The following is a 22,778-nucleotide window of genomic DNA, read 5'->3' on the forward strand; positions in this document are numbered from 1 at the left end:
GCCTGAGCGAGAGCCTGGGGGACCCACGCACATGCGAGCACTACGCATCACACTGATCGTCGTCGTGATACTCGGCGGCCTCTTCGTGGCCGCCGACCGCATCGCGGTGTACATGGCCGAGTCCAAGGCGGCCGACAAGATCAAGAGTTCTCAGGGGCTGACCACCACGCCCAATGTCTCGATCAAGGGCTTCCCGTTCCTCACCCAGGTCGTGGGCAAGGAGCTGGATGAGGTCGACATCGGCGTGGACGGGCTGACGACGGACACGGGCGACGGCCACAGCGTCCGGGTCACCGAGCTCGACGCCCAGCTGCACGACGTCCGCATCTCGGGGAACTTCTCGTCGGCCGCCGCCGACCGCGCCACCGGCTCGGCCCACATCAGCTACGCGGATCTGTCACGGGCCGCCGGTCCGGGGATCACGGTCGCCCACGACCCGTCGGGCGCCAACCGTGTCAAGATCACCGGCAGTCTGCTGGGCTTCAGCCTCACCGCCCACTCCCAGGTCACCATCGTGAACGGCAACACCATCCGGCTGCACGCCGAGTCCATACCGGGCGGCAGCATCCCCCAGTGGGAGGACAAGGTGCGCGAGAAGACCGACATGGAGCGGAAGATCGAGGGGCTGCCCACCGGCATGCGGCTGGACAAGGTGGAGGCGTCCAAGGACGGCATAGACGTCTCGGTCACGGGCAACGACGTCCAGCTGACGGGCTGAGGCGATCCGCACCAGGGGGCGTCCGACCACGCCCCGGTCCATTCACTGAGACGATCATGTCCGCGCATATGGACACTTCTGCCCACCGCGGGACCCTCCGGCCGCGGCCCCCGGCCGCTCACGCCTCGCTCATCTCACAGCCCGGACAATAATGTCTCACCATGCGACACTCCGGTGACATGCCCGCCTGTCCGTCCCTACGATCGGACCCATGAAGCGACAGGCGGATCTCACGAAGCGGCGGGCAGTCGACCTGTGCCGCGTCGCCGCCATGCTCTGTCGCCCCGTCTGAAGGGGACGTGATCCGCACACGCCGCGGACGTACCCCCCTCCTCGGCCCGTCAAGCCGGGCCTTTCCCCACCTTCGCTCGTACGCTCGCCGCACGCCCCGCGGCGGCGTCGCGTCATGAGCGCGCCCGTACCGCCGCAACTGCCCCGGAGGAGAGAACATGAGCCGCAGTGACGTCCTGGTGGACGCCGACTGGGTCCAGGCCCGTATCGACGACCCCAAGACGGTCATCGTCGAGGTGGACGAGGACACCTCGGCCTACGACAAGAACCACATCAAGAACGCCATCCGGATCGACTGGAAGCAGGACCTCCAGGACCCGGTGCGCCGTGACTTCGTCGACCAGGCCGGCTTCGAGAAGCTCCTGTCGGAGAAGGGCATCGGCAACGACGACACGGTCGTCCTCTACGGCGGCAACAACAACTGGTTCGCGGCCTACGCCTACTGGTACTTCAAGCTCTACGGCCACCAGGACGTCAAGCTGCTCGACGGCGGCCGCAAGAAGTGGGAGCTGGACTCCCGCGACCTGGTCGCCGAGGTGCCGACCCGCGCACGGACCGAGTACCAGGCCAAGCCGCAGGACACCGCCATCCGCGCCTTCCGCGACGAGGTCGTGGACGCCATCGGCTCGCTGAACCTGGTCGATGTGCGCTCCCCCGACGAGTTCTCCGGCAAGCTGCTCGCCCCGGCCCACCTTCCGCAGGAGCAGTCGCAGCGTCCGGGCCACGTCCCGAGCGCCCGCAACATCCCGTGGTCGAAGTCGGCCAACGACGACGGCACCTTCCGGTCCGACGACGAGCTCAAGGAGATCTACGAGGGCGCGGGCGTGGACCTGTCGAAGGACACCATCGCCTACTGCCGCATCGGTGAGCGCTCCGCTCACACCTGGTTCGTCCTGCACGAGCTCCTCGGCCAGCCCAACGTCAAGAACTACGACGGCTCCTGGACCGAGTACGGCTCGCTGGTCGGCGTGCCGGTGGAGCTCGGCTCCGACGGCTGACCCCCCTCCCCCGAACGTAAGGACGGACATCCATGTGTGGAGCCAAGGCCGGCGGCCCCGACGCCTCGACGGTCAAGCCCGGTGAGACCACGATCCAGGGTTCGGTGACCCGCGACGGCGAGCCCGTCGCCGGTTACGTCCGGCTGCTGGACAGCACCGGCGAGTTCACCGCCGAGGTCCCCACTTCCGCGACTGGGCAGTTCCGCTTCTACGCCGCGGAGGGCACGTGGACGCTGCGCGCCCTGGTTCCCGGCGGCACCGCGGACCGTACCGTCGTCGCCCACAAGGGCGGGCTGGCGGAGGTCGCCATCGCCGTCTGACGCGCCACGGCGCGTCGTGAGTCACGGCCGGAGGGCCGCACCCCGGGGTTGGACGCCTTGGCGGGGTGCGGCCCTCCGTCTGTCGGCGCGGCGGTCCCGGACGTACGCTGGACATATGTACGCGCGACGCCGCCACGCATATTTCTTCCTGATGGGCGCGTGTCTGACGCTCTTCATCTCGGCGTGGGCCTTTGTGCGCCTGTGGTCCGTCCCCGCCGCGGTCGCGATGTGCATCGTCGCCATGGTGATCCCGCCGCTGGCGGCGATCGTCGCCAACCGCCGGGGCCCGGACGACCGGTGGTGGGACGAATCGGGGGACGAGGAGTCCGACCGGTGGTGGCGGGAGCTGGACGAGCACAACCACCGGCACTGACCATGGGCACACCCGCTGACCGGCCCGGCCGGGCGACGCCTCACCGCGGCGCCGAACAGCCCGCCGCGGGCGTCACGACGGGTCAGACGCCCCTCTCGCACACGGGCTAGTACACGAGCGCCTGGACGCCGTCCGGCATGATCTCGCTCACGAAGACCTGGGCGCCCGCGATCCGGGCACCTTCGATCAGATCCTTCTCCTCGATCTCCCGGCGCGCGGCGCACTGTGTGCACACCGTGATCGTCCCGCCGCCCGTAAGGATGCCGTCGATCAGATCCGGAAGCGGTGCGGCATGCGGAAGCTCGAACTCCGCGGCCCGGTCCGGCAGTGCGAACCACGTCGACTCCCCGGTCAGCCAGAGCGAGACCTCGACCCCGCTCGCCGCGGCCACCGCCGCCACCGTGAACGCCTGGGAGCACCGCTCGGGAGCGTCCGCGCCCGCCGTCACCTTGATCACCAGCTTCTTCGCCATGCGCCAACCTTAGGCTCGGCGCCCGGGGCCCGGCGCCGCACGGCCCTGTCGCCACCGGCCGTCCCGGCGGCGACTAGACTCGGTGGGGTCCGTCATCCGTTCCGAGGAGCGCGCTCGTGCTTGAGGCAGTCTTCACCACCCTGATGATCCTGGTCGCCGTGGCCACGCTCGGCTTCGCCGCGCTGACCTGGAAGAAGCTGTACCAGGGCCAGCGCTGAACCGCTCCCGCCCCGCCACCACGGCTCGCCCCTCGACAGATCGCCTGAATTCATGATCCAGATTCCGTCCGACCTCCACCCGGACCTCGTGCCGCTCGCCTTCCTCCTGGGCAACTGGGAAGGTGCCGGCGTCTCGGACTTCCCCGGGGCCGAGAAGTGCAACTTCGGCCAGGAGGCCACCTTCACGCACGACGGCCGCGACTTCATCGAGTACGTCTCGCACACCTGGGTGCTGGACTCCGAGGGCAAGAAGGTCCGCCCCCTGGAGACCGAGTCCGGCTACTGGCGGATCGACAAGAACCGTAAGGTCGAGGTCGTGATGAGCCGCGACCAGGGCATCATCGAGGTCTGGTACGGCGAGCTCGCGGAGGGCAAGCCGCAGATCGACCTGGCGACGGACGCCGTGGCGCGGACCGCCCACGCGGCCCCGTACTCGGGCGGCAAGCGGCTGTACGGCTACGTCAACAGCGATCTGATGTGGGTCGGCGAGAAGGCCACCCCCGAGGTCGAGCTGCGCCCGTACATGTCCGCGCATCTGAAGAAGGTCGTGGACCCCCGGGAGTGGGCCAAGGACCTCAAGGACCTGCCGGACGACGGGATCGCCTTCTTCCGCTGAGCTCCCCGCCGGGTCGGGCCCCTCCGTAGCGCGTCCGGTTCTCCCCCGTGCGTACGGCCGGTTGTCGCGGGCCCGCCTACACTTGCACCGTGGCGACCACCGACTGGAAGAGCGATCTGCGGGAGCGCGGCTACCGCCTGACCCCGCAGCGCCAGCTCGTGCTCGAAGCCGTCGATCATCTGGAGCACGCCACTCCGGATGAGATCCTCACCGAGGTGCGCCGCACCGCGAGCGGCGTCAACATCTCCACGGTCTACCGCACGCTGGAGCTGCTGGAGGAGCTGGGCCTGGTCAGCCATGCCCATCTCGGCCACGGCGCCCCCACGTACCACCTTGCCGACCGGCACCATCACATCCATATGGTGTGCCGTGACTGCACGGACGTGATCGAGGCCGATGTCTCCGTGGCCGACGCCTTCACCCGGCAGCTGCGGGCGGACTTCGGCTTCGACACCGATCTGAAGCACTTCGCGATCTTCGGCCGGTGTGCCTCCTGCTCCGCCCGGCAGCGCGCCGGAGAGGCCGGCGGAGGCCCCGGACGGATCGGTGGAGGCGGGGCGGAAAACCGCTCCGGTGAGGGCCGAGCCCACAGGTCGTAGGCTGAGTTCATGAAGAGCCCTTTGCTGTCGCTGCCCGGCGCCGTCCCCGGCGAGGGCCCCGACGAAGGCGTCGCCGCCCACTACGGCGACTTGTTCCGCGAGCAGCGCGCGCTCGCCGACGGCACCGGCTTCGTGGACCTCTCGCACCGCGGAGTGGTCACGGTCAGCGGTGCCGACCGGCTCAGCTGGCTGCATCTGCTGCTCACCCAGCACGTCAGCGAACTACCGCCGGGCCGGGCCACCGAAGCCCTGATCCTCTCCGCCCACGGCCACATCGAACACGCGCTCTACCTCGTCGACGACGGCGACACCACCTGGGCCCATGTGGAGCCCGGCAGCCAGGGCGATCTGATCGCCTACCTGGAGAGCATGAAGTTCTTCTACCGGGTGGACATCGCGGACCGCACCGATGAGTACGCGGTCGTCCACCTCCCGGCGGGCAGCATCACCGACTCCCCCGAGGACGCCGTCGTCCGTGAGACCCCGCACGGCCGGGACCTCTTCCTGCCCCGTGAGCGCCTTACCGCCTTCGCCGAGGAGAGCGGCCCGCCGATCGGGGTGCTGGCGTACGAGGCGCTGCGGGTCGAGGCCCACCGGCCGCGGGTCGGCCTGGAGACCGACCACCGCACCATCCCGCACGAGCTGGGCTGGATCGGCTCCGCCGTCCACCTCCAGAAGGGCTGCTACCGCGGTCAGGAGACCGTCGCCCGGGTGCAGAACCTGGGGAAGCCGCCGCGTCGGCTGGTCTTCCTCCACCTCGACGGCAGCGAGGTGACGCTGCCGTCCCACGGCGCGCCCATACGGCTGGCCTCGGACGGCGAGGAGGGCCGTCAGCTGGGGTTCATCACCTCCTCAGCCCGCCACCACGAGCTGGGACCGATCGCGCTGGCGCTGGTCAAGCGCAATGTGCCGGTGGACGCGGACCTGATCGCGGACTCCACGGCCGCCGCGCAGGAGACGGTCGTGGAGCCGTGAGGCGGTCGTCGCGTCTGGAGCCGTGAAGGCGGTCGTTGAGCCTGAGGCCGTGAAGGCGGTCGTTGAGCCCTGAACCGGCCGCCCGTACGCCTCCGCCGGGCCCCGCGGTCCGGTTAGACCTCGACCAGCACCGTGAACGGGCCGTCGTTCGTGAGCGAGACCTTCATGGCCGCTCCGAACCGGCCCGTTTCCACCTGTGCGCCCAGCTTCCGCAGCTGGGCCACCACCTCGTCGACGAGCGGTTCGGCTACCGCGCCGGGCGCCGCCGCGTTCCAGGTGGGACGGCGTCCCTTACGGGCGTCGCCGTAGAGCGTGAACTGGCTGATGACCAGCAGCGGGGCGGCCACGTCCGAGCAGGACTTCTCGTCGTGGAGCATCCTTACGGACCACAGCTTCCGGGCGAGCTGGGCCGCCTTCTCCGGGGTGTCGTCATGGGTCACCCCGACCAGTACGCACAGCCCCTGGCCGACGATCTCGCCGACCGTCTCGCCGTCCACGACGACGCTCGCCCCGTCCACTCTCTGTACCACAGCACGCATGGCGACCATCATGCCGTGCGTCCATCCGGGGCCGAACGGGTGGAGAGCCGCTGCACAGGGAGCATCACTGGTGGCACGATGCGTGCAGGCGGTGCAGGCGGGCAGGAACTGCGGGAACGACGCATCGCTGGAGGGGACGGACACCAATGACCACATCGGGCACCGGCCAGCCCATGGCCACCGAGGGCCTGCTGCCGCCGCGGCCGCCGAGCCAGCGCGGCGGGCGGCTGGCCGACTCCGCCGCCGTGACGGCACCGGCCGTGACGTCCGCGTCGGCGGCGAGCGGTCTGAACGTGCTGCGGCTGCCGGAGCTGCGGGCGCTGCGCCGCACGGCGCAGCGCGAGGAGGCGGACCTGAGCTATCTGCGCAGACTGCTCCAGGGGCGGATCGACATCCTCCGCGCCGAGCTGGGCCACCGCCGTGACCCGGCGCCCGCGGCGGCCACGGCCCAGCCGCCCGCCGCGCTGGTGGACCGGCTGCCGGAGATCCTCGCGGACCTCCCGTCACGGCACCGCTCCTCGGCCCGGCACGTCACGCTCGGGACGCCACAGGACGCGGAGTACGAGCGGCTGGCCGAGGAGATGCTGGCCGAGGTGGGCCTGTCCGATCTGCGGGCCCGTACGGACGAGGAGCTGCACGGCGCGATGGCCCGCCTCGTCGGCCATGAGCGGCAGGTCTCACGGCGGCGGCAGGAGCTCCAGCGCACGGCGGACGGCTGCAGCGCGGAGATCGCCCGCCGGTACCGCGAGGGAGAGGCGCAGGTGGACGACCTGCTGGCGTAGGCGGCGGCCGGGGGCTCGTGGGCCGCTCCCGTCGGGGGGCGGGTGCTCGCCGAGTTGTCCACAGGGCGCGGTGTGATGAAAGGACCTGGTCCGAGGGCTGTGGAAATCGGCGTGCGGCTGGTCGCGGCGGACGCTTAGCGTGTGCGCATGGCCCTCGAACTCCGCACCCCGCTCGCCGATTCCGATCTATCCCCATGGACCGTCACGCTCAACACCGGCTTTCTCCGTCCGCCGGAGGCACCGAAGGAAGAGGTGGAGCTGCGCCGGGAGCAGATCGACCTCTCCCGTACGCAGGGTGTCTTCGACGGGGACCGGTGCGTGGCCACCCTCCGCAGCTTCGCTCAGCGGCTGACGGCCGTCGGCGGAGCGGATGTCCCCGCCGATGCGGTCAGCAATGTCGCCGTGGCGGCCACCCACCGCCGCCGGGGGCTGCTCAGCCGGATGATGGACCACGATCTGCGGGCCGCCAAGGAGCGGGGCGAGGCCGTGGCCACCCTGATCGCGGCCGAGTATCCGATCTACGGGCGGTATGGCTTCGGTCCGGCCACCTGGATCACCGAATGGCAGGTGGACGTCCCCCGGGCCGCTCTCGACCCGCGCCACTCCGCCCCGGTGGACGGCGGCCGGGTCGACTTCACCGACGCCGACGAGGTGCGGAAGCTGGGCCCCGCCCTGCATGAGCGGCTGCGCGCCCGGCAGCACGGCGTCATCGACCGCCCGGACCACTGGTGGCAGACCGCCACCGGCCAGCGGCAGTTCCCCAACCGCCCCTGGACCGAGCCGTTCTACGCGCTCTACCGCTCCCCCGACGGCTCGGTGGACGGACTGCTCGCCTATACGGCGGACAACCGCTGGGAGGGCAACAAGCGACCGCACAGCACCGCCACCGTGCTCGAGCTGATCGGAGTCACCCCGGCCGCCGAGCGGTCGCTGTGGCACTTCCTGCTCTCGGTCGACTGGGTGACCCGGGTCAACACCGGCCCGCGCGCCCCCGACGATCTGCTTCCGCTGCTGCTCGGCGATCCCCGCGCGGCCCAGATCACCACGCATGCCGACTGGCTGTGGCTGCGCCCGCTGGATGTGCCCCAGCTGCTCGAGACCCGTACGTACCCGGCCGAGGGCTCGCTGGTGCTCGAGTTGCACGACGCCGCCGGGCTGGCCGGGGGCCGGTACTTCCTGGAGGCGGGCCCCGACGGCGCGGCGTGCGCGACCACGGCCCGCCCGGCCGATCTGACCATGGACATCGCCGAGTTGGGCACCCTGTGGCTGGGCGATGAGTCGGCGGTCCGGCTCGCCTCGCTGGGCCGGATAGCCGAGGAGTCCCCGGGCGCCGCGGCGCTGGCGGACCGGCTGCTGCGGACCCCGCGCCGCCCCTGGTGCCCCGATGTCTTCTGAGGCGCCCGGTGCTCAGCAGCAGCTGGACTTGAGCAGTCGGCGCGCGCCCGTGCCCTGCTCGCCCAGCCGGTCGTAGGGGTTCGCCAGCGCGCACTTGTCGATCGACAGACAGCCGCAGCCGATGCAGTCGGTGAGGTGGTCGCGGAGGTTCTCCAGCTGTTCGATGCGCTCGTTGAGGTCCGCGCGCCAGCATGCCGAGATCTGGGCCCAGTCCTCCTTGGTGAGGACATGGTCCTCGGGGAAGAGCCCGAGGACCTCCCGGATCCTCGCCAGCGGGATGCCGACGCGCTGAGAGGAGCGGACGAAGGCCACGCGGCGGAGGGTGTCACGGGTGTAGCGGCGCTGATTGCCCGAGGTGCGGCGGCTGTGGATCAGGCCCTCGCGCTCATAGAAGCGCAGCGCGGAGGCGGGCACACCGCTGCGCTGTGCGAGATCGCCGACCGTGAGCTCATGGGTCTTCCAGGTCAATTGCGTCATAGTGCCGAGGGTAGCTTGACTTCAACCTTCGTTTAAGTCCGAGGCTCGTCCCATGACGACAGACACCGCCGTCCTGACGGCGACCACCACCCCCGTGTCCGGCTCCGACACCGACTCCCCCATCCGGCTCGCCATCATCATCGGCAGCACCCGCGACGGCCGCTTCGGGCCGAAGGTCGCGGACTGGTTCGCCGGTCATGCGGCGCTCCGCTCCGATCTGACCGTCGAGGTCGTGGACCTGGCGAAGACCCCGCTGCCCACGGCCCTGACCCACCGGCCCGGCCCCGAGGACAGCGCGGCCCTGGGGGCGGTGACGCCCCGGCTGGACGCGGCCGACGCGTTCGCCGTGGTCACGCCCGAGTACAACCACAGCTACCCCGCCTCCCTGAAGAACGCGATCGACTGGCATTTCACCCAGTGGCAGGCCAAGCCGGTCGGCTTTGTCTCCTACGGCGGCATCTCCGGGGGCCTGCGCGCGGTCGAGCATCTGCGGCCGGTCTTCGCCGAGGTCCACGCCGTGACCGTCCGGGACACGGTCAGCTTCCATAACGCGGGCGGGCTGTTCGGAGAGGACGGCCAACTGACGGACCCCGTGGGCCCGGACACCGCCGCCGGGGCGATGCTCGACCAGCTCACATGGTGGGCACGGGCCCTGCGCACGGCCCGCGCCACCCATCCGTACGGCAGCTGATCCGCCCGGCGGCGCCGACCCCCGTTGACGGCGCCGCCGGGAAGCGCGGCCCAGCGGCCCGCCGGTGCGGCGGCTCAGCCGGGCGGGCGGCCCAGGCGGTGCGGCTCAGGCGGTGCGGCGGCGGAAGAGCACGCCCGACAGCCCGGTCGCCACCGCCAGGATTCCGCCGCACCAGACCAGGGCCTGCCAGGCGCTGTCGCCGACCGGCCGGTCCAGCAGCAGCCCCCGCAGGGCCTCGATGACCGGGGTGACCGGCTGGTGCTCCGCGAACCCGTGCAGCCAGCCCGGCATGGTGTCGATGGGCACGAACGCGCTGCTGGGATAGGGCAGGAACATCATCAGGAAGGTGAATCCACCCGCCGCCTCCGGCGACCTGGCGATCAGCCCGAAGCAGGCCGACAGCCAGGAGATCGCGAGGATGAACATCAGCAGGATCCCGGCCACGGCCAGCCAGTCGAGCGGACCGGCGTCCGGCCGGAAGCCGATGAGGAAGGCCACCCCGAAGACGATCGCGGTCGCGACCGTGTTGCGCAGCACGCTCGCGGCCACATGGCCCGCCAGGATCGGAGTGCCGCCGATGTCCAGCGACCGGAAGCGGTCGATGATGCCACCGGCCATGTCATTGGTGACGGTGACCGCCGTGTTGGCCGAGCCGAAGCCCGCGCACAGCAGCATCACCCCGGGGACGACATAGGTGACGTACTCGGTGCCGGTGTGGATGGCGCCGCCGAAGAAGTAGACGAAGACCAGCATCAGCATGATCGGCAGCAGCATGGCGGTGAGCACCGCGTCGAGATTGCGCCTGCTCAGCCGGATGGTGCGGCCGGTCAGAACGATCGCGTCAGACACCGGCCGTCTCCTTCTCTCCCGTCTTCTCTCCCGTCGCACCGCCGGTAGCGGTACCGCCCTCGCCCCCGCCGTTACGGCTGCCGCTCCCCGCGCCATGGCCGGTCAGGGCCATGAAGACATCGTCGAGCGTGGCGCTGTGCACGGTGAAGCGGTCCACGGCGCGCCGCTCCGGGTCGATCTCGTCGAGCAGCGCACGTACCTGGGCGGCACTGCCGTCCGTCGCGACGCCCAGCGTCAGCCGGTCGGCGTCGCTCCGGACGAGCCGTACGCCGAGGTGGCGCGCGACCGACTGGTACCCCGCGATGTCGCCGAGCACGAGGTCCAGCCGCTGCCCGGCCACGCGCTCCTTGAGTTCGGCCGGGGTGCCCTCGGCCACCACCCGGCCGCCGTCCACCACGGCGACGCGATCGGCGAGCTGGTCGGCCTCCTCCAGGTACTGGGTGGTGAGGAAGACCGTCACCCCGTCCGTCACCAGCCCCTTGACCACCTCCCACATGGCCTGTCGGCTGCGCGGGTCGAGTCCGGTGGTCGGCTCGTCCAGGAAGATCACCTCGGGGTGGCCGACCAGGCCCGCGGCGAGGTCGAGCCGACGGCGCATCCCGCCGGAGTAGGTGCCCACGGTGCGCCGGGCGGCGCCGGTGAGGTCGAAGCGCTCCAGCAGTTCGTGTGCGCGGGCGCGGGCCTCGGCGCGGCCGAGCCGGGTCAGCCGCCCCATCATCCGCAGGTTCTCCTCGCCGGTCTGCGTCTCGTCCACCGCGGCGTACTGCCCGGTGAGGCTGATGGCGCGGCGGACCCGGCGGCGTTCGGCGACGACGTCGAAGCCCGCGACACGGGCCCGGCCGGCGTCCGGCGGCGTCAGCGTGGCCAGGATCCGTACGGTCGTCGTCTTGCCCGCCCCGTTCGGGCCGAGCAGCGCGAAGACGCTGCCGGGCGGGACCGACAGATCGACGCCTCCGAGCACCTTCACCGCCCCATAGGACTTCTCGAGGCCACTCGCCTCGATGGCTGGTCGATGGGCCATGACTCCCCCGCTCCCTTTTCTGTGTATGCCATACACGCTACTGCGTAGGGTATACACAACTCTAGGATGGCGGTCAATCGAGCCACCATCAGCGCAGGTACGTACGGAGGACCCTGAGGCCATGGCCACCGAGGAGAGCGGCACCGGCCTGCCGTCGAGCATCGAGGCCGCTTGGGGACTGCGGGAACGCCCGGGCAAGGGACCCCGCCCCGGGCTGACCCTGGGCCGGATCGTCGACGCCGCCGTGGGCATCGCCTCGGCGGACGGCCTCGGCGCGGTCTCCATGAGCCGGGTCGCGGCCGAGCTGGGCGTCTCCACGATGTCCCTGTACCGCTATGTCTCGGCCAAGGACGAGCTGCTGACGCTGATGGAGGACGCGGCCTACGGCCCACCGCCGCCGGGCGAACCGGCGGAGGACTGGCGGACCGGGTTCACCGGCTGGGCCCGGGCGCTGCGCACCGCCATGGCCCGCCATCCGTGGGTGGTGAACATCCCGATCAGCGCCCCGCCCTCGACGCCCAACTCGGTGGCCTGGATGGAGCTCGGACTGGCCTGTCTGCGCCGCAGCAACCTCTGCGAGGGCGAGAAGGTCTCCGTACTGATGCTGGTCAGCGGCTTCGTGCGGAACGAGGTGCGGATGACCTTCGACCTCCTGGCTGCCCACCGGCGCAGCGGGCAGAGCATCGAGTCCTCGATGGCGGCCTGGGCCAGGCTGCTGGAGAAGCTGACCGACGCCGAGCGCTTCCCGGCGGTGACGGCGGCGCTGCGGACGGGGGAGTTCGACACTCCGGGCGGCCCCGACGACGAGTTCGTCTTCGGCCTGGAGCGGATCCTCGACGGTGTGGAGGCGCTGATCAGCTCGCGGGGCTGACCGCCCGGTGCGCGGGCACGTCGCGTGGGGGTGCGTCCCACGCCCACCGGACTGGCCGGATTCTTGTACATCCTGGCCATCCGGCCACTCGTCGGGCCGGGGCCGGTTTCCGAGCATGGTGGACATGAACGTGCTGTGGATATTCGCCCACCCCGAACAGCGGTCCCTCAGCGGGGCATTGCGCGACGAGGGGCTGCGCGCCCTGCGCGAGGCGGGCCATGAGTACCGGCTGTCCGATCTCTACGCGATGCGCTGGAACCCCGTGGTGGACGGCGCCGACTTCCGGCACGACCCGGACGAACGCCTCATCGTCGGGGCCGCCTCGCGGCGCGCCCATGACGCGGGGGCGCTCAGCGAGGACATCCGCGCCGAGCAGGAGAAGATCGCCTGGGCCGATGCGCTCGTCGTGCAGTTCCCCCTGTGGTGGTACGGCATGCCCGCCATCCTCAAGGGCTGGTTCGACCGTGTCTTCGTCAAGGGCTTCGCCTACGGGGTCACCGGGCCGGACGGCCGCACCCTGCGCTACGGGGACGGCAAACTGGCCGGTAAACGCGCCATGGTGGTCCTGACCGCCGGGGCGCCCGAGGCCACCGTGGGGCCGCGCGGTGTCAACGGCGAGCTCGGCGACCTGCTGTTCCCGCTGCACCACGGCACCTTCTGGTACAGCGGGATGTCGGTGCTGCCGCCGTATGTGGTGTACGGCGCGGACCGGGTCCCGGCCGGGGCGTACGAGACCCATGCCGCCGGGCTGCGGAAGCGGCTGGCCGCCCTGCCGACCGAGGAGCCGATTCCGTTCCGCCGCCAGAACGGCGGGGACTACGACGAGCGCCTGGTGCTCCGCCCCGACCTGCTGCCGGGCCGCACCGGCCTCTCCGTGCACTACGCACGGCCCCGCACCCCGGCCGCCGAAGCCGCCCGGAACACCGAGAGCGCCCGGAACGGCTAAGAGGGCGGCCACAGCTCCAGCCGCCAGTCGTTGCACCGCATCATCGCCCCCACCGGATACTCGAACTCACACTCGCCGAGCAGCGTGAACCCGGCCTTGCGGCACACCCCGTTCGACGCGGGGTGGCCGACGGACGGATACGCGTGCAGATACCGATGGGTCCGCTGCGCCGCGGCCGCCCGGGCCACCTCCCTCGCGGCCGCGGCCGCTATCCCCCGCCCCTGGAACGACGGCAGCACGGCCCAGCCGGTCTCGTACACCGACTCACCCCGCCACGACCGCTCCCAGAACCCGATGCTGCCCGCCGTCCCGTCCCCCTCGTCGCCCTCGCCCCGCTCCGGCGGCGCGGTCTCCGACAGCACGATCCGATACATCCGCCCGGCGCCCGGCCCGGTCAGCTCGGCATACCGCCGATGGCGGACCAGAAGCCGCTCCTCGCTCTCCGGCCCGCCCAGGTGACTCGTCATCTCCGGGCTGTTGACACGGCGCAGCAGCTCGAGGCAGAGCGCGCTGTCCTCCCACGGCTCGAGCCGCACCCGCACCCCGCTCGCCCCACCGGACATCGGCCACCTCCCACCGTCGGCGCGCCCTGCGCCCGTCTTCCGACATTCGACCACGGGGGTACGACAGCGGCCTCGCGCCCAGGTCACGGCCGGTCCCACCCGTCCCAACCGCCCGCCCGTCCGCCCGTCCGCCCGTCGGGTGTCAGCCCACCGACCCCACCGGCCCCACCGGCCCCGCCGACCCCACCGGCTCCAGCAGCGCCATGTCCTTCTCGTCGAGCGCGATCCGCGCCGCCGCCATGTTCTCCTCGAGGTGGGCCGGTGAGCTGGTGCCGGGGATCTGGATGATCGCGGGTGAGCGGGCGAGGCCCCAGGCGAGGGCGGTCTGGTGCACGGTCGCGCCGTGCCGCTCCGCGACCGTCCGCAGGTTCTCGCTCTCCAGGCCGGTGTGGCCGCCGCCCAGCGCGAAGAACGGCATATAGGCGATCCCGGCCGCGGCGCACTCGTCCACCAGCGCCCCGTCGGCCTGATCGAGCACCCCGAACCGGTTCTGCACCGCCGCCACGGGCGCGATCGCGCGGGCCTCGGCCAGTTGCTCGGCGCTCACATTGCTCACCCCGACCTCCCGCACCAGACCCTCCTCCCGCAGCGCCACCAGCGCCCCGAACCGCTCCCCGATCGGCACCCCGCCCACCGCCCTGAGCCGCCCCACCCGCAGATGGACCAGGTCGAGCGCGTCCACGCCCAGCTGCCGCAGGTTCTCCTCCACCAGCCCCCGCAGCTGCTCCGGCCGCGCCTCCCCGTACATCTCCCCCGTCGCCGTGCGCAGCGGCCCGACCTTGGTGGCGATGGTGAGGTGCCCGGGGTACGGGTGCAGCGCCTCGCGCAGGATGTCGTTGGCCCGCTCGGTGGCGGAGAAGTAGAAGGCGGCGGTGTCGATATGACGGACGCCCAGCTCCACGGCGCGCCGCGCGACCGCCACGGCCGTGGCCCGCTCGACGGCCGGACCGCCCCACCGCCCCGGCAGCTGCATGGCCCCGAAGCCCAGCCGACCGGCCGGTGAGGAGGTGTACGACGACGCGAACAAGGGGGAGAAGGATGAGTTCATGGGGCAGCATGCGCACCTCTTCGCCCGAACCACAAGATCGGCTCAGCCCGACGCGAGCACAGGGACGAACCAATCCGACGAGTTCAGCTCAGCCCGACGCCCGCTCCAGCAGCAGCGCCCGTTCCCGGGCGTTACGGGTCAGGGCCGCCGCCCGGGCGAACTCCGCCCGGGCCTCCGCATGCCGCCCCAGCCGCTCCAGCAGGTCCCCGCGGACGCTCGGCAGCAGGTGGTAGTCCTTGAGGGCCGGTTCGTCCGCCAGCGCCTCGACCAGTCCCAGACCCGCCGCGGGCCCCTCCGCCATCGCCACGGCGACCGCCCGGTTGAGCTCCACCACCGGGGACGGGGCCAGCGCCATCAGCCGGCCGTAGAGGGCGGCGATGGCGGCCCAGTCGGTGTCCTCGTAGCGGATCGCCCGTGCGTGGCAGGCGGCGATGGCGGCCTGGAGGGAGTACGGACCCCGGCCCGCCCGCTGAAGGGCCTCGACCCCCCGGCGGATGAGCAGGCGGTTCCACTTGGTGCGGTTCTGGTCGGCGAGCAGCACCGGCTCACCGCCGGGGCCGGTACGCGCCCCGATCCGGGAGGACTGGAACTCCAACGGCTTCGCGGTGGCGCCCACCGCCCTGACGGGTGAGATCGCCGCCTCCCTGCGGTCGGGCGGCTGGACGCCCATGCGCTTCGCGCTGGAGGCCGCCCACCGCTGGCAGCGGGACGGCACCGTGCAGAAGCTGGTGGCGGCCAAGCAGCGGGAAGCGGCGGTACGGCAGGGGATCGCCGCCGGGCACCTCGCCGACTTCGCCGTGCGAACTGATCCGCGTTCCTACTACTGCTGGTGGCAGCTGCCCCGACCATGGCGCGCTGACACGTTCGTCGCCGCCGCCGCGCGGCACGGCATCGGGGTGGTGCCCGCCGCCGCGTTCACCGTCAACGGCCACCACGCCCCCAACGCCGTCCGCCTGGGGCTCGCCTCGCCCGCTCGGGACGTCCTCGCCCGAGCGCTGGGCACGCTCGTCGAACTCGCCCGTTCCACGCCGGAAGACCGCGTCACCGACTGATGCCCGCTGGGCCGGACCCGGCGGTGACCCGTCACGTCGACTGTCGCCCTACGAGGACCCCGACCCGGGGTTTCGGCGACGGAGCTGGCTGCCGTCCTGGAGCTCGGCACGGCGCAACACTGAAGCGGACATCCCGAACACCGCGGCGACCAGGCAGATCCCGCCGCAGACGGTGAAGAACACAGCGGCGCCCCACGCGGCCACCGTGAAGCCGACGACGGGGAAGAGGACCGGGGCCAGCCCCAGTGCGCACAGAGTCGTGACCGAGGTGACCCGGCCCAGATACCGGGGGTCGGTCTCCGTCTGGACCAGGGCACCGGTCACCGTCGCGGTGATCCCGTTCGTCAAGCCGATCAACGCGCCGAACGCGACGGCGAAGGGCAGAGACCGCGCGTTCCCCAGGGCGACCGCTCCCACGGCCGTGATGAACAACGCGCCGGACATCGCCAGCCCGGCACGTGGGATACGAGTCCGCACCGTGAGCAGCAGCGCGGCAACCGCGGCTCCGACGCTGAACGCGCTCGCGATCCACCCCATGCCCGCGGCGCCCCATCCGCGTTCGTCCGCCAAGAGCACCAGACCGGCGGCGACCGGGCCGCTGAAGCACATGTCGCTCAGGCCGATCACCGTGACCAGTGGTCCCAGCAGCTGATGCTTGCGGATATAGCGCAGGCCGTCGCCCAACTCACGGTGGACGGACGTGCGTTGCCGGGGCGCGGGCAAAGGCGAGACTTTCACCGTGAGCAGCAGGGCCAGGGAGATGGCGAACAGCGAACCGGCGGCTGCGAACGCGCCCACCGCGCCGCCCGCCGTGAGTACGGCCCCGGCCAGGAGAGGGCCCACGGCATTGCTCAGCCGGATCGAAAGGCCCCGCATCCCCTGGACGCGGGCGAGTTGTTCCGGGGTTGTGATGCGCGGCGGAAGCGCGCCCACCGTCGGCATGAACACCGCGTCGACCACGCCGAACAGCAAGGCCACCGGAATGAGCAGCCAAAGCCTCGGCGAGATCAGCAGCACGGCCGCTGCGGCACCGAGAATGACGACGCAGCGGGTCGCGTCGCTGACGACGGCGACCCGGCGGGGCCCGAACCGATCCGCCACCACGCCCCCGCCGAGCATGAGCACCGCCCGGGGTAACGCCCCGGCGGAGATCACCAGACCGACCTGCGACGGTCCCGCGGCGCGAGTGGCGGACCAGGAGAGGGCGAGGAGGTAGACCACGTCACCGGTGACGGAGGCGGTGTAGGCGGCGAGCCAGCGCAGGACGTTGGTGTCCCGGTACGCGGGCCGCACGGACGGGGCCGTGTCGCACGAGGTCATGTGTCACCCGCGCCGAGCTCAACGGTCCCGGGCACCGGAAACGCCTGTACCTGCAGCGACACCGGGACGGCGGCGGGGGACGCCTCGACCTCGGCGCGCCGGTGGCGGGAGATCACCTCGAAGATCTCGGCCCGTACCCGCTCGACGTCCGCAGGGGACAGCCGGAGGACGAAGTCGCCGAACGTGCTGGCCTCGTACCACTCCGCGGGAAGCAGCGGCACTTCTTGCGCGGCCCGCTGCAGGCGGTCGACGCAGGCGAGGACGACGGCCTGTGCGTAGGCCCGTCCGGCTTCGCTCTGTTCCACGGGTTCGGTCGCCGGGTCATGGATCGACTGACGGTGCGCGGACCTCCACCACCGCTCGCGTCCAGTGCCGCGATCCGGTTCCTCCACGATGAGCCCGCCGGCCGCGAGGCGACGCAGGTGATAGCTCGCCGAGCCGGGGTTGATACCGAGTTCATCAGCGATCCGCGTGGCAGTCGCCGGACCGCGCTGGCGCAGCAGGGTCAGTACGTTCAGCCGCACCGGGTGGGCGAGCACGCGCAGCCTGGCGGTGTCGAGCCGTACGTCCCGTTCCCTTTCCTCGGCGGGCTCGTCGGGCGTGGTGGACGAAGAGGTCATAGGCGCAGATTAGACCTACAACAGTTGTTTCAAAAGATGTGTTGTGAACATCGCGACATGACGCGCGCCACTATTGCAAGCAAATGCTTGCAATAGTTAGCACACCTGCTGCACCATCGAGGCATGGCATCACTCAACGTCGGCAACCTCGGCGGGTTCCTGCGGGAGCAGCGGCGCAGTGCGCAGCTGTCGCTGCGGCAGCTGGCCGATGCGGCCGGGGTGTCCAATCCGTACCTCAGCCAGATCGAGCGCGGGCTGCGCAAGCCGAGCGCCGAGATCCTGCAGCAGCTGGCGAAGGCACTGCGGATATCCGCCGAGACCCTGTACGTACAGGCGGGGATCCTCGACGAGCGGGACCGCGAAGAGACCGAGGTGCGCAGCGTGATACTCGCCGACCCCTCGATCAATGAGCGGCAGAAGCAGGTCCTGCTGCAGATCTACGAGTCCTTCCGCAAGGAGAACGGACTCCAGACCGCCTCGGACAACGCCTCCGACACCCCCGACACCGGCGCCGACGTCGCCACACCCTCGAACTGATCCGGGAGGACCATCACCATGGCCATCACCGACGACGTACGCAAGACCCTCACCGACCCGACCCCGCTGTACTTCGTGGCGGGCACGGCCGACATCGCCGCCCAGAAGCTCAAGGAGGTGCCGTCGTTCGTCGAGAAGATCGTCGCGGAGGCTCCGGAGCGCCTGAACGCGGTGCGCAGCACCGACCCCAAGGTCGTGCAGGAGCGGGTCTCCCAGCAGGCCAAGGGGGCCCAGGACAAGTTCAGCGAGCTGCTGGGCACGCTCGACACCGACATCAAGCGGCTGCGCGACACCGCGCAGGAGCTCGCCCTGCAGGGTGTGGGCCGGGCCGCCGAGATGGCCGTGAAGGCGCGGGAGCGGTACGACGAGGTGGCCGAGCACGGCCAGGAGGTCGTGCGGAACTGGCGCGGTGAGGCGGCCGACGAGGTCGTCGACATCGCCGACGCGATCGAGCCCAAGGGGGCGCGGGACGGCCACGCCGCCCGGTCCAAGGCGCCGTCGCAGTCGGTCGCCGTGGACTCGTCCAAGGAGACGCCGAAGTCCACGTCCAAGCCGACCACCCCGGCCGCGTCGGGCACCACGGCCAAGCCGGCCACCCCGGCCGCTTCGGGCGGCTCCGGCCACTCGGGCGCGCAGTCGTCCGCGGCCTCGTCGGCCTCCCAGGCCAAGAAGGCCCCGGCCCGCGGCAACAAGCCCGCCGGCGCCGCCAAGAAGCCGGAGCCGAAGTCGGCCGGCTGAGGGGGCGCACCTCCACGACCGGGCCGGGTACGCCGGGTATACCCTGCGTGCCCGGCCCGGTGGGCGGGTACGGTGGCCCGCAGGAACGCTTCCCATACATATCTTCTAGGCGGTGGACGGCGTGCTGGTTGAAGGCTTCGGCAAGCTGATGTACTGGGTCTCCTGGGCCCTGCTCCTCTTCAGCCTCTTCGCCTTCTTCGACTCGGCGATCCGCCGGGAGGACGCGTACAGGGCGGCGAACAAGCAGACCAAGGCATTCTGGTTGATCATCCTCGGCCTCGCGGCCGCGGTGAACTTCTTCATGGGAATCCTGGACTTCCTGCCCATCATCGGACTGATCGCGACGATCGTGTACATCGTCGACGTCCGGCCCGCGCTGCGGCAGATCTCCGGCGGTGGCCGCCGCTGGCCGCGCGGCCGCGGCTCCAGCTCCGACGGCCCTTACGGACCCTTCAACGGCCGGTAACAGCCGATCACGGCTGCAAGCGGCCGAAAGCCATCGTTAGCAGGCGACGGACCGTGAGCGGATACGGGCGGCGGCCGGTCAGCCGCGGTCCAGCAGCAGCACCGCCAGATCGTCGGTCAGCTCCCCGCCGTTCAGCGAGCGCACCTCGGTGACGGTCGCGTCCAGCAGTTCCTCGCCGCGCCGTCCCTCCGCGACCTGACGCGCCACGATCTCGACCATCCCCTCCTGGCCGAGCCGCTGCACCCCCTGCCCGACGCGGCCCTCGATCAGCCCGTCGGTGTACATCATCAGGCTCCACGCCCCGCCGAGCTCGACCTCACGGCGCGGCCAGCGGGCGTTCGGCAGCAGTCCGAGCGCCGGGCCGTTCTCGTCGGTCGGCAGCAGCCGGGGCGCCATGCTCGGGCGGATCGCCAGCGGTGAGGGGTGCCCGGCCAGACAGACCCCGGCCCGGCGGCCGTCCGAGGCGATGTCGACCGTGCACAGTGTGGCGAAGATCTCATCGTCCGCGCGTTCGTTCTCCAGCACCTGCTGAAGGGTGCCGAGCAGCTGATCGCCGCAGAGCCCGGCGAAGGTCAGGGCGCGCCAGGCGATCCGCAGCTCCACACCGAGGGCGGCCTCGTCCGGGCCGTGGCCGCAGACGTCGCCGATCATCGCGTGGACCGTACCGTCCGGGGTGCGGACGGTGTCGTAGAAGTCGCCGCCGAGCAGGGCGCGGCTGCGGCCGGGCCGGTAGCGGGCGGCGAAGCGCAGCCCCGAGCCGTCCAGCAGCGGGGTGGGCAGCAGTCCGCGCTCCAGCCGGGCGTTCTCCTGGGCGCGCAGCCGTGACTCGGTGAGCTGGCGCTGGGCGAGGTCGGAGCGTTTGCGCTCGACGGCGTAGCGGATGGCGCGGCTGAGGATCCGGCCGTCCAGCTCACCGCGGAAGAGGAAGTCCTGGGCGCCCACCCGCACCGCCTCGGCGGCGCGCTCGGCGTCGTCCTCGACGGTGAGGACGAGGACGGCGTGCGAGGGCGCGAGCCTGAGCACCGAGCGCAGCGTGGCCAGCGAGTCCACGCCCTCGTGGCACGGGCCCGGCAGGGCCAGCAGGATGCACTGCACCCCGTCGGTGAGCAGCCGGCTGGCCTCGGTCAGGTTGCGGGCGGTACGGATGCGGACCCGGTTACCCTCGGTGTCCAGCATCTCGGGAACGTTGAAGGCACCGGACGGATCGTCCTCGATCACCAGCAGGGTGAGCCCGTTGTCGGGCAGGGTGGCGGGACCGGCCGACTGGGCCGGTGCCTCCCGTTGCCTCGGCACGGGTACGGACATCGCTCGATTCCTTCCCTCCCCCCGAGGGCGCGCTCCGCCGACCGGTGGAGCGCGAGTGGGATTCCGGTACGCACCGACTGGTCGGTTTCAGTGGCGCCAGGGCGCGGGTACCGGATACTGCCAGGCGACCTTAGCGCTAGGCGGCGGTTTCACGGAATGACCTCCAGGCACGTACTTTTGTCATATGCCGCACGTCATGCGGCACTTGGTGGCCCACGAGACAATCCCGGGATGACGAACATCACGCTGGTGCTGGGCGATATCACCGAGCAGAGCGTCGACGCGGTCGTGAACGCGGCCAACTCCTCCCTGTTGGGAGGGGGTGGCGTCGACGGAGCCATCCATCGGCGGGGCGGACCCGACATTCTGGGTGAATGCCGCGATCTGCGCGCATCCCACTACGGCAAGGGCCTTCCGGCCGGTGCGGCGGTCGCCACCACGGCCGGGCGGCTGCCCGCCCGCTGGGTGATCCATACGGTCGGACCGGTCTTTTCCGCGACCGAGGACCGCTCGGCCACCCTCGCCTCCTGCTACCGCGACTCGCTGCGGATCGCCGACGAACTCGGCGCCCTGACGGTGGCCTTCCCGGCCGTTTCCACGGGCGTCTACCGCTGGCCCCTCGACGACGCGGCCCGTATCGCCCTCACCACCGTGCGCGATACGGACACTTCGGTCACCGAGGCCCGTTTCGTTCTCTTCGGCCAACGCGCGTACGACGCCTTCGAGACGGCCCTGAACGAGCTGCCTCCGGCCTGAAGCCATCGGTGCGGCCGGTGCTACCTCGCGTTCGGCCGCACCACGCCAAGGATCGGCATCGAACCCGCGCCCGCGACCGTCACCTGGCGGCCGGGGCGGGGGGCGTGGATCATCGCGCCGCCGCCCACGTACATCGCCACATGGCTCGCGTCCCGGAAGTAGATGATCAGATCGCCCGGGCGCATGTCCCGCACGCCCACCTTCGGCAGCAGCCGCCACTGCTCCTGTGAGGTCCGCGGGATCGCCCGCCCGGCCGCCGCCCACGCCCGCTGGGTCAGCCCGGAGCAGTCATAGGTGTCCGGCCCCACCGCGCCCCATACGTAGTTCTTGCCGAGCTGGTCCTTGGCGAAGCCGACCGCGCGCCCGCCCCTCGCGGTGGCGCCGCTGCCGAGCTCCCGCAGTATCCCGGTGTCCAGCCACTTCGCCTGCGAGCTGCGGGCCTTGTCCTCCTCCAGCCCGCGCAGCCGCTCCCGCTCGTCCTCCGCCAGCCGGGACTCCAGCCGCTGCGCCCGGGCCAGCTTGCGCAGGATCTCCTTCTTCGCCGCCGCCTTCTTCGCACGGCTGCGGTCCAGCCGTTCCCACTCCTTGGAGGCCGATTCGGCGTAGCGGTCCAGCGCCACCTGGGTGCGCGCCAGGCGGCCGATCAGTCCGTGGGTCGCCTTCTCGCCCTTGCGCGCGAGGGTGACGCCGTCGAGGAAGTCACCCGGGTCGGCGTTGAGGAACAGCCGCGCCTCCGCGGGCATCCCGCCGCCGCGGTACTGGGCCCGGGCCATCGCCCCGGCCCGCTTGCGCAGTCCGGCCATCTCCTTCTGGGCCTTCACCACGGCTCGGGCGATCTTCAGGATGGACTTCTCCTGCCGGGTCTGCCGCTCCCGCGCCAGGTTGTAGGCGTCGGTGGCGGACTCCGCCTTGCGGTAAAGCCCCTCGACCTCCTGACGGACCGACTCCAGGCTCCGGTCCCCGGTCCCGCCGCCGGTCCCGCCGCCCGGCGTCGGCCCCGGCTCCCCGGGCGCGGCGTACGCCGCCTCCGGCACGGCCGACAGTCCCAGCGCGCAGACGAGCGCGGTGGCCGCGGCGACGCTCACACCCCTCCCACTCCCGTCCCGCCTCACCCGCGGTCTCCTCTCGTTCCGCTCCGGCCGTGCGCGCTCCTGTCCCTCTCGCGCGCCAGACCTGACGTACCGGCACGTAGGGACGGATAGTGACATGCCGTACCGCAATC

At 71.5% G+C, this 22,778-nt stretch carries 28 protein-coding genes and 2 pseudogenes; 18 read left to right on the forward strand and 12 right to left on the reverse strand.

Annotation, left to right across the window (positions count from 1 at the left end; translation table 11 throughout):
• Window positions 1-31 precede the first annotated feature (31 nt).
• The 5 genes from VT50_RS13165 to VT50_RS13180 all read left to right on the forward strand — a co-directional run bounded on the left by VT50_RS13165 (window position 32) and on the right by VT50_RS13180 (window position 2,700).
• The gene (locus VT50_RS13165; RefSeq protein WP_046087784.1) at window positions 32-718 is read left to right on the forward strand and encodes an LmeA family phospholipid-binding protein; all 687 of its coding nucleotides are present in this window, start codon (window positions 32-34) and stop codon (window positions 716-718) included.
• A 211-nt stretch (window positions 719-929) separates the two neighbouring features.
• Window positions 930-1,010, forward strand: a complete 81-nt coding sequence (locus VT50_RS41340; protein WP_351229977.1) for an Ms5788A family Cys-rich leader peptide — start codon at window positions 930-932, stop codon at window positions 1,008-1,010.
• A gap of 157 nt (window positions 1,011-1,167) precedes the next feature.
• Window positions 1,168-2,007 carry a sulfurtransferase gene (locus tag VT50_RS13170; protein ID WP_046087785.1) on the forward strand — a complete coding sequence of 280 codons (840 nt, stop codon included), beginning with the start codon at window positions 1,168-1,170 and terminating at the stop codon, window positions 2,005-2,007.
• A gap of 32 nt (window positions 2,008-2,039) precedes the next feature.
• On the forward strand, window positions 2,040-2,327 hold the full coding sequence (locus VT50_RS13175) for a DUF1416 domain-containing protein (RefSeq protein WP_046087786.1): 288 nt from the start codon (window positions 2,040-2,042) through the stop codon (window positions 2,325-2,327).
• 115 nt (window positions 2,328-2,442) lie between these two features.
• Window positions 2,443-2,700, forward strand: coding sequence for a DUF3099 domain-containing protein (locus VT50_RS13180; RefSeq protein WP_014053929.1), 258 nt, complete (start codon window positions 2,443-2,445; stop codon window positions 2,698-2,700).
• Between the two features lie 106 nt (window positions 2,701-2,806).
• On the opposite strand, the gene VT50_RS13185 is transcribed toward VT50_RS13180, so the two are convergent.
• On the reverse strand, window positions 2,807-3,172 hold the full coding sequence (locus tag VT50_RS13185) for a DsrE family protein (RefSeq protein ID WP_046087787.1): 366 nt from the start codon (window positions 3,170-3,172) through the stop codon (window positions 2,807-2,809).
• Window positions 3,173-3,442: 270 nt separating this feature from the next.
• Here VT50_RS13185 and VT50_RS13190 point away from each other — a divergent pair, with 270 nt between their 5' ends.
• The 3 genes from VT50_RS13190 to ygfZ all read left to right on the forward strand — a co-directional run bounded on the left by VT50_RS13190 (window position 3,443) and on the right by ygfZ (window position 5,580).
• Entirely contained in the window at window positions 3,443-4,006 is a 564-nt protein-coding gene (locus tag VT50_RS13190; RefSeq protein ID WP_046087788.1) for a heme-binding beta-barrel domain-containing protein, read from the forward strand.
• An 89-nt stretch (window positions 4,007-4,095) separates the two neighbouring features.
• Window positions 4,096-4,605, forward strand: a complete 510-nt coding sequence (locus VT50_RS13195) for a Fur family transcriptional regulator (protein WP_046087789.1) — start codon at window positions 4,096-4,098, stop codon at window positions 4,603-4,605.
• Window positions 4,606-4,614: 9 nt separating this feature from the next.
• Complete coding sequence (ygfZ, locus tag VT50_RS13200; protein ID WP_046087790.1) at window positions 4,615-5,580, forward strand: CAF17-like 4Fe-4S cluster assembly/insertion protein YgfZ; 966 nt, start codon at window positions 4,615-4,617, stop codon at window positions 5,578-5,580.
• A 113-nt stretch (window positions 5,581-5,693) separates the two neighbouring features.
• Here ygfZ and dtd read toward each other — a convergent pair whose 3' ends face one another.
• A complete protein-coding gene (dtd, locus tag VT50_RS13205; protein ID WP_046087817.1) occupies window positions 5,694-6,119 on the reverse strand; it encodes a D-aminoacyl-tRNA deacylase in 426 nt (141 codons plus the stop codon).
• Window positions 6,120-6,265: 146 nt separating this feature from the next.
• Here dtd and VT50_RS13210 point away from each other — a divergent pair, with 146 nt between their 5' ends.
• Window positions 6,266-6,901: an RsiG family protein gene (locus VT50_RS13210; protein ID WP_046087791.1), complete on the forward strand. Its 636-nt coding sequence runs from the start codon at window positions 6,266-6,268 to the stop codon at window positions 6,899-6,901.
• A 147-nt stretch (window positions 6,902-7,048) separates the two neighbouring features.
• On the forward strand, window positions 7,049-8,296 hold the full coding sequence (locus VT50_RS13215) for a GNAT family N-acetyltransferase (protein ID WP_046087792.1): 1,248 nt from the start codon (window positions 7,049-7,051) through the stop codon (window positions 8,294-8,296).
• 12 nt (window positions 8,297-8,308) lie between these two features.
• Here the strand turns inward: VT50_RS13215 and soxR are convergent, their stop codons facing one another.
• Window positions 8,309-8,773, reverse strand: a complete 465-nt coding sequence (soxR, locus tag VT50_RS13220; RefSeq protein ID WP_046087793.1) for a redox-sensitive transcriptional activator SoxR — start codon at window positions 8,771-8,773, stop codon at window positions 8,309-8,311.
• Window positions 8,774-8,825: 52 nt separating this feature from the next.
• Between soxR and VT50_RS13225 the strand changes: the two genes are divergently transcribed.
• Window positions 8,826-9,464, forward strand: coding sequence for an NADPH-dependent FMN reductase (locus VT50_RS13225; RefSeq protein WP_046087794.1), 639 nt, complete (start codon window positions 8,826-8,828; stop codon window positions 9,462-9,464).
• Between the two features lie 105 nt (window positions 9,465-9,569).
• Here the strand turns inward: VT50_RS13225 and VT50_RS13230 are convergent, their stop codons facing one another.
• Together VT50_RS13230 and VT50_RS13235 are read right to left on the reverse strand one after the other, a co-directional pair.
• Window positions 9,570-10,313 (reverse strand): ABC transporter permease, encoded by a 744-nt coding sequence (locus tag VT50_RS13230; protein ID WP_046087795.1) that lies wholly within the window; start codon window positions 10,311-10,313, stop codon window positions 9,570-9,572.
• Window positions 10,306-11,334: a daunorubicin resistance protein DrrA family ABC transporter ATP-binding protein gene (locus tag VT50_RS13235; protein ID WP_046087796.1), complete on the reverse strand. Its 1,029-nt coding sequence runs from the start codon at window positions 11,332-11,334 to the stop codon at window positions 10,306-10,308. The genes VT50_RS13230 and VT50_RS13235 overlap by 8 nt, the downstream gene beginning before the upstream one ends.
• A 121-nt stretch (window positions 11,335-11,455) precedes the next feature.
• Here VT50_RS13235 and VT50_RS13240 point away from each other — a divergent pair, with 121 nt between their 5' ends.
• Window positions 11,456-12,205 carry a TetR/AcrR family transcriptional regulator gene (locus tag VT50_RS13240; RefSeq protein WP_046087797.1) on the forward strand — a complete coding sequence of 250 codons (750 nt, stop codon included), beginning with the start codon at window positions 11,456-11,458 and terminating at the stop codon, window positions 12,203-12,205.
• 124 nt (window positions 12,206-12,329) lie between these two features.
• A complete protein-coding gene (locus VT50_RS13245) occupies window positions 12,330-13,151 on the forward strand; it encodes an NAD(P)H-dependent oxidoreductase (protein ID WP_046087818.1) in 822 nt (273 codons plus the stop codon).
• On the opposite strand, the gene VT50_RS13250 is transcribed toward VT50_RS13245, so the two are convergent.
• From VT50_RS13250 to VT50_RS13260, 3 genes and pseudogenes are all read right to left on the reverse strand, one after another.
• Window positions 13,148-13,714 (reverse strand): GNAT family N-acetyltransferase, encoded by a 567-nt coding sequence (locus VT50_RS13250; protein ID WP_046087798.1) that lies wholly within the window; start codon window positions 13,712-13,714, stop codon window positions 13,148-13,150. The genes VT50_RS13245 and VT50_RS13250 overlap by 4 nt on opposite strands.
• 142 nt (window positions 13,715-13,856) lie before the next feature.
• Window positions 13,857-14,762 (reverse strand): aldo/keto reductase, encoded by a 906-nt coding sequence (locus tag VT50_RS13255; RefSeq protein ID WP_046087799.1) that lies wholly within the window; start codon window positions 14,760-14,762, stop codon window positions 13,857-13,859.
• Window positions 14,763-14,850: 88 nt separating this feature from the next.
• Window positions 14,851-15,366: pseudogene (locus VT50_RS13260) on the reverse strand (DUF6596 domain-containing protein); the annotation flags it as partial.
• Between VT50_RS13260 and VT50_RS13265 the strand changes: the two are divergent.
• Window positions 15,353-15,814 (forward strand): annotated as a pseudogene (locus VT50_RS13265) (PLP-dependent aminotransferase family protein); the annotation flags it as partial. The pseudogenes VT50_RS13260 and VT50_RS13265 sit on opposite strands and share 14 nt — an antisense overlap.
• Before the next feature lie 48 nt (window positions 15,815-15,862).
• Here VT50_RS13265 and VT50_RS13270 read toward each other — a convergent pair.
• On the reverse strand, window positions 15,863-17,134 hold the full coding sequence (locus VT50_RS13270) for an MFS transporter (protein WP_046087802.1): 1,272 nt from the start codon (window positions 17,132-17,134) through the stop codon (window positions 15,863-15,865).
• Window positions 17,131-17,754, reverse strand: a complete 624-nt coding sequence (locus VT50_RS13275; RefSeq protein WP_046087803.1) for an ArsR/SmtB family transcription factor — start codon at window positions 17,752-17,754, stop codon at window positions 17,131-17,133. Before VT50_RS13275 ends, VT50_RS13270 begins: the two co-directional genes overlap by 4 nt.
• A 123-nt stretch (window positions 17,755-17,877) precedes the next feature.
• Between VT50_RS13275 and VT50_RS13280 the strand changes: the two genes are divergently transcribed.
• From VT50_RS13280 to VT50_RS13290, 3 genes are all read left to right on the forward strand, one after another.
• The gene (locus VT50_RS13280; protein ID WP_046087804.1) at window positions 17,878-18,291 is read left to right on the forward strand and encodes a helix-turn-helix domain-containing protein; all 414 of its coding nucleotides are present in this window, start codon (window positions 17,878-17,880) and stop codon (window positions 18,289-18,291) included.
• An 18-nt stretch (window positions 18,292-18,309) separates the two neighbouring features.
• Complete coding sequence (locus VT50_RS13285) at window positions 18,310-19,029, forward strand: hypothetical protein (RefSeq protein WP_046087805.1); 720 nt, start codon at window positions 18,310-18,312, stop codon at window positions 19,027-19,029.
• A gap of 121 nt (window positions 19,030-19,150) precedes the next feature.
• Window positions 19,151-19,495 carry a DUF2516 family protein gene (locus tag VT50_RS13290; RefSeq protein ID WP_240529160.1) on the forward strand — a complete coding sequence of 115 codons (345 nt, stop codon included), beginning with the start codon at window positions 19,151-19,153 and terminating at the stop codon, window positions 19,493-19,495.
• Window positions 19,496-19,573: 78 nt separating this feature from the next.
• On the opposite strand, the gene VT50_RS13295 is transcribed toward VT50_RS13290, so the two are convergent.
• Window positions 19,574-20,800, reverse strand: coding sequence for a SpoIIE family protein phosphatase (locus VT50_RS13295; protein WP_046087806.1), 1,227 nt, complete (start codon window positions 20,798-20,800; stop codon window positions 19,574-19,576).
• 231 nt (window positions 20,801-21,031) lie between these two features.
• Here VT50_RS13295 and VT50_RS13300 point away from each other — a divergent pair, with 231 nt between their 5' ends.
• Complete coding sequence (locus VT50_RS13300) at window positions 21,032-21,556, forward strand: O-acetyl-ADP-ribose deacetylase (protein WP_046087807.1); 525 nt, start codon at window positions 21,032-21,034, stop codon at window positions 21,554-21,556.
• Between the two features lie 20 nt (window positions 21,557-21,576).
• On the opposite strand, the gene VT50_RS13305 is transcribed toward VT50_RS13300, so the two are convergent.
• The gene (locus tag VT50_RS13305) at window positions 21,577-22,668 is read right to left on the reverse strand and encodes a C40 family peptidase (RefSeq protein ID WP_046087808.1); all 1,092 of its coding nucleotides are present in this window, start codon (window positions 22,666-22,668) and stop codon (window positions 21,577-21,579) included.
• Window positions 22,669-22,778: the final 110 nt, after the last annotated feature.

This window comes from Streptomyces antioxidans (genome assembly GCF_000968685.2).
Classification (GTDB): domain Bacteria; phylum Actinomycetota; class Actinomycetes; order Streptomycetales; family Streptomycetaceae; genus Streptomyces; species Streptomyces antioxidans.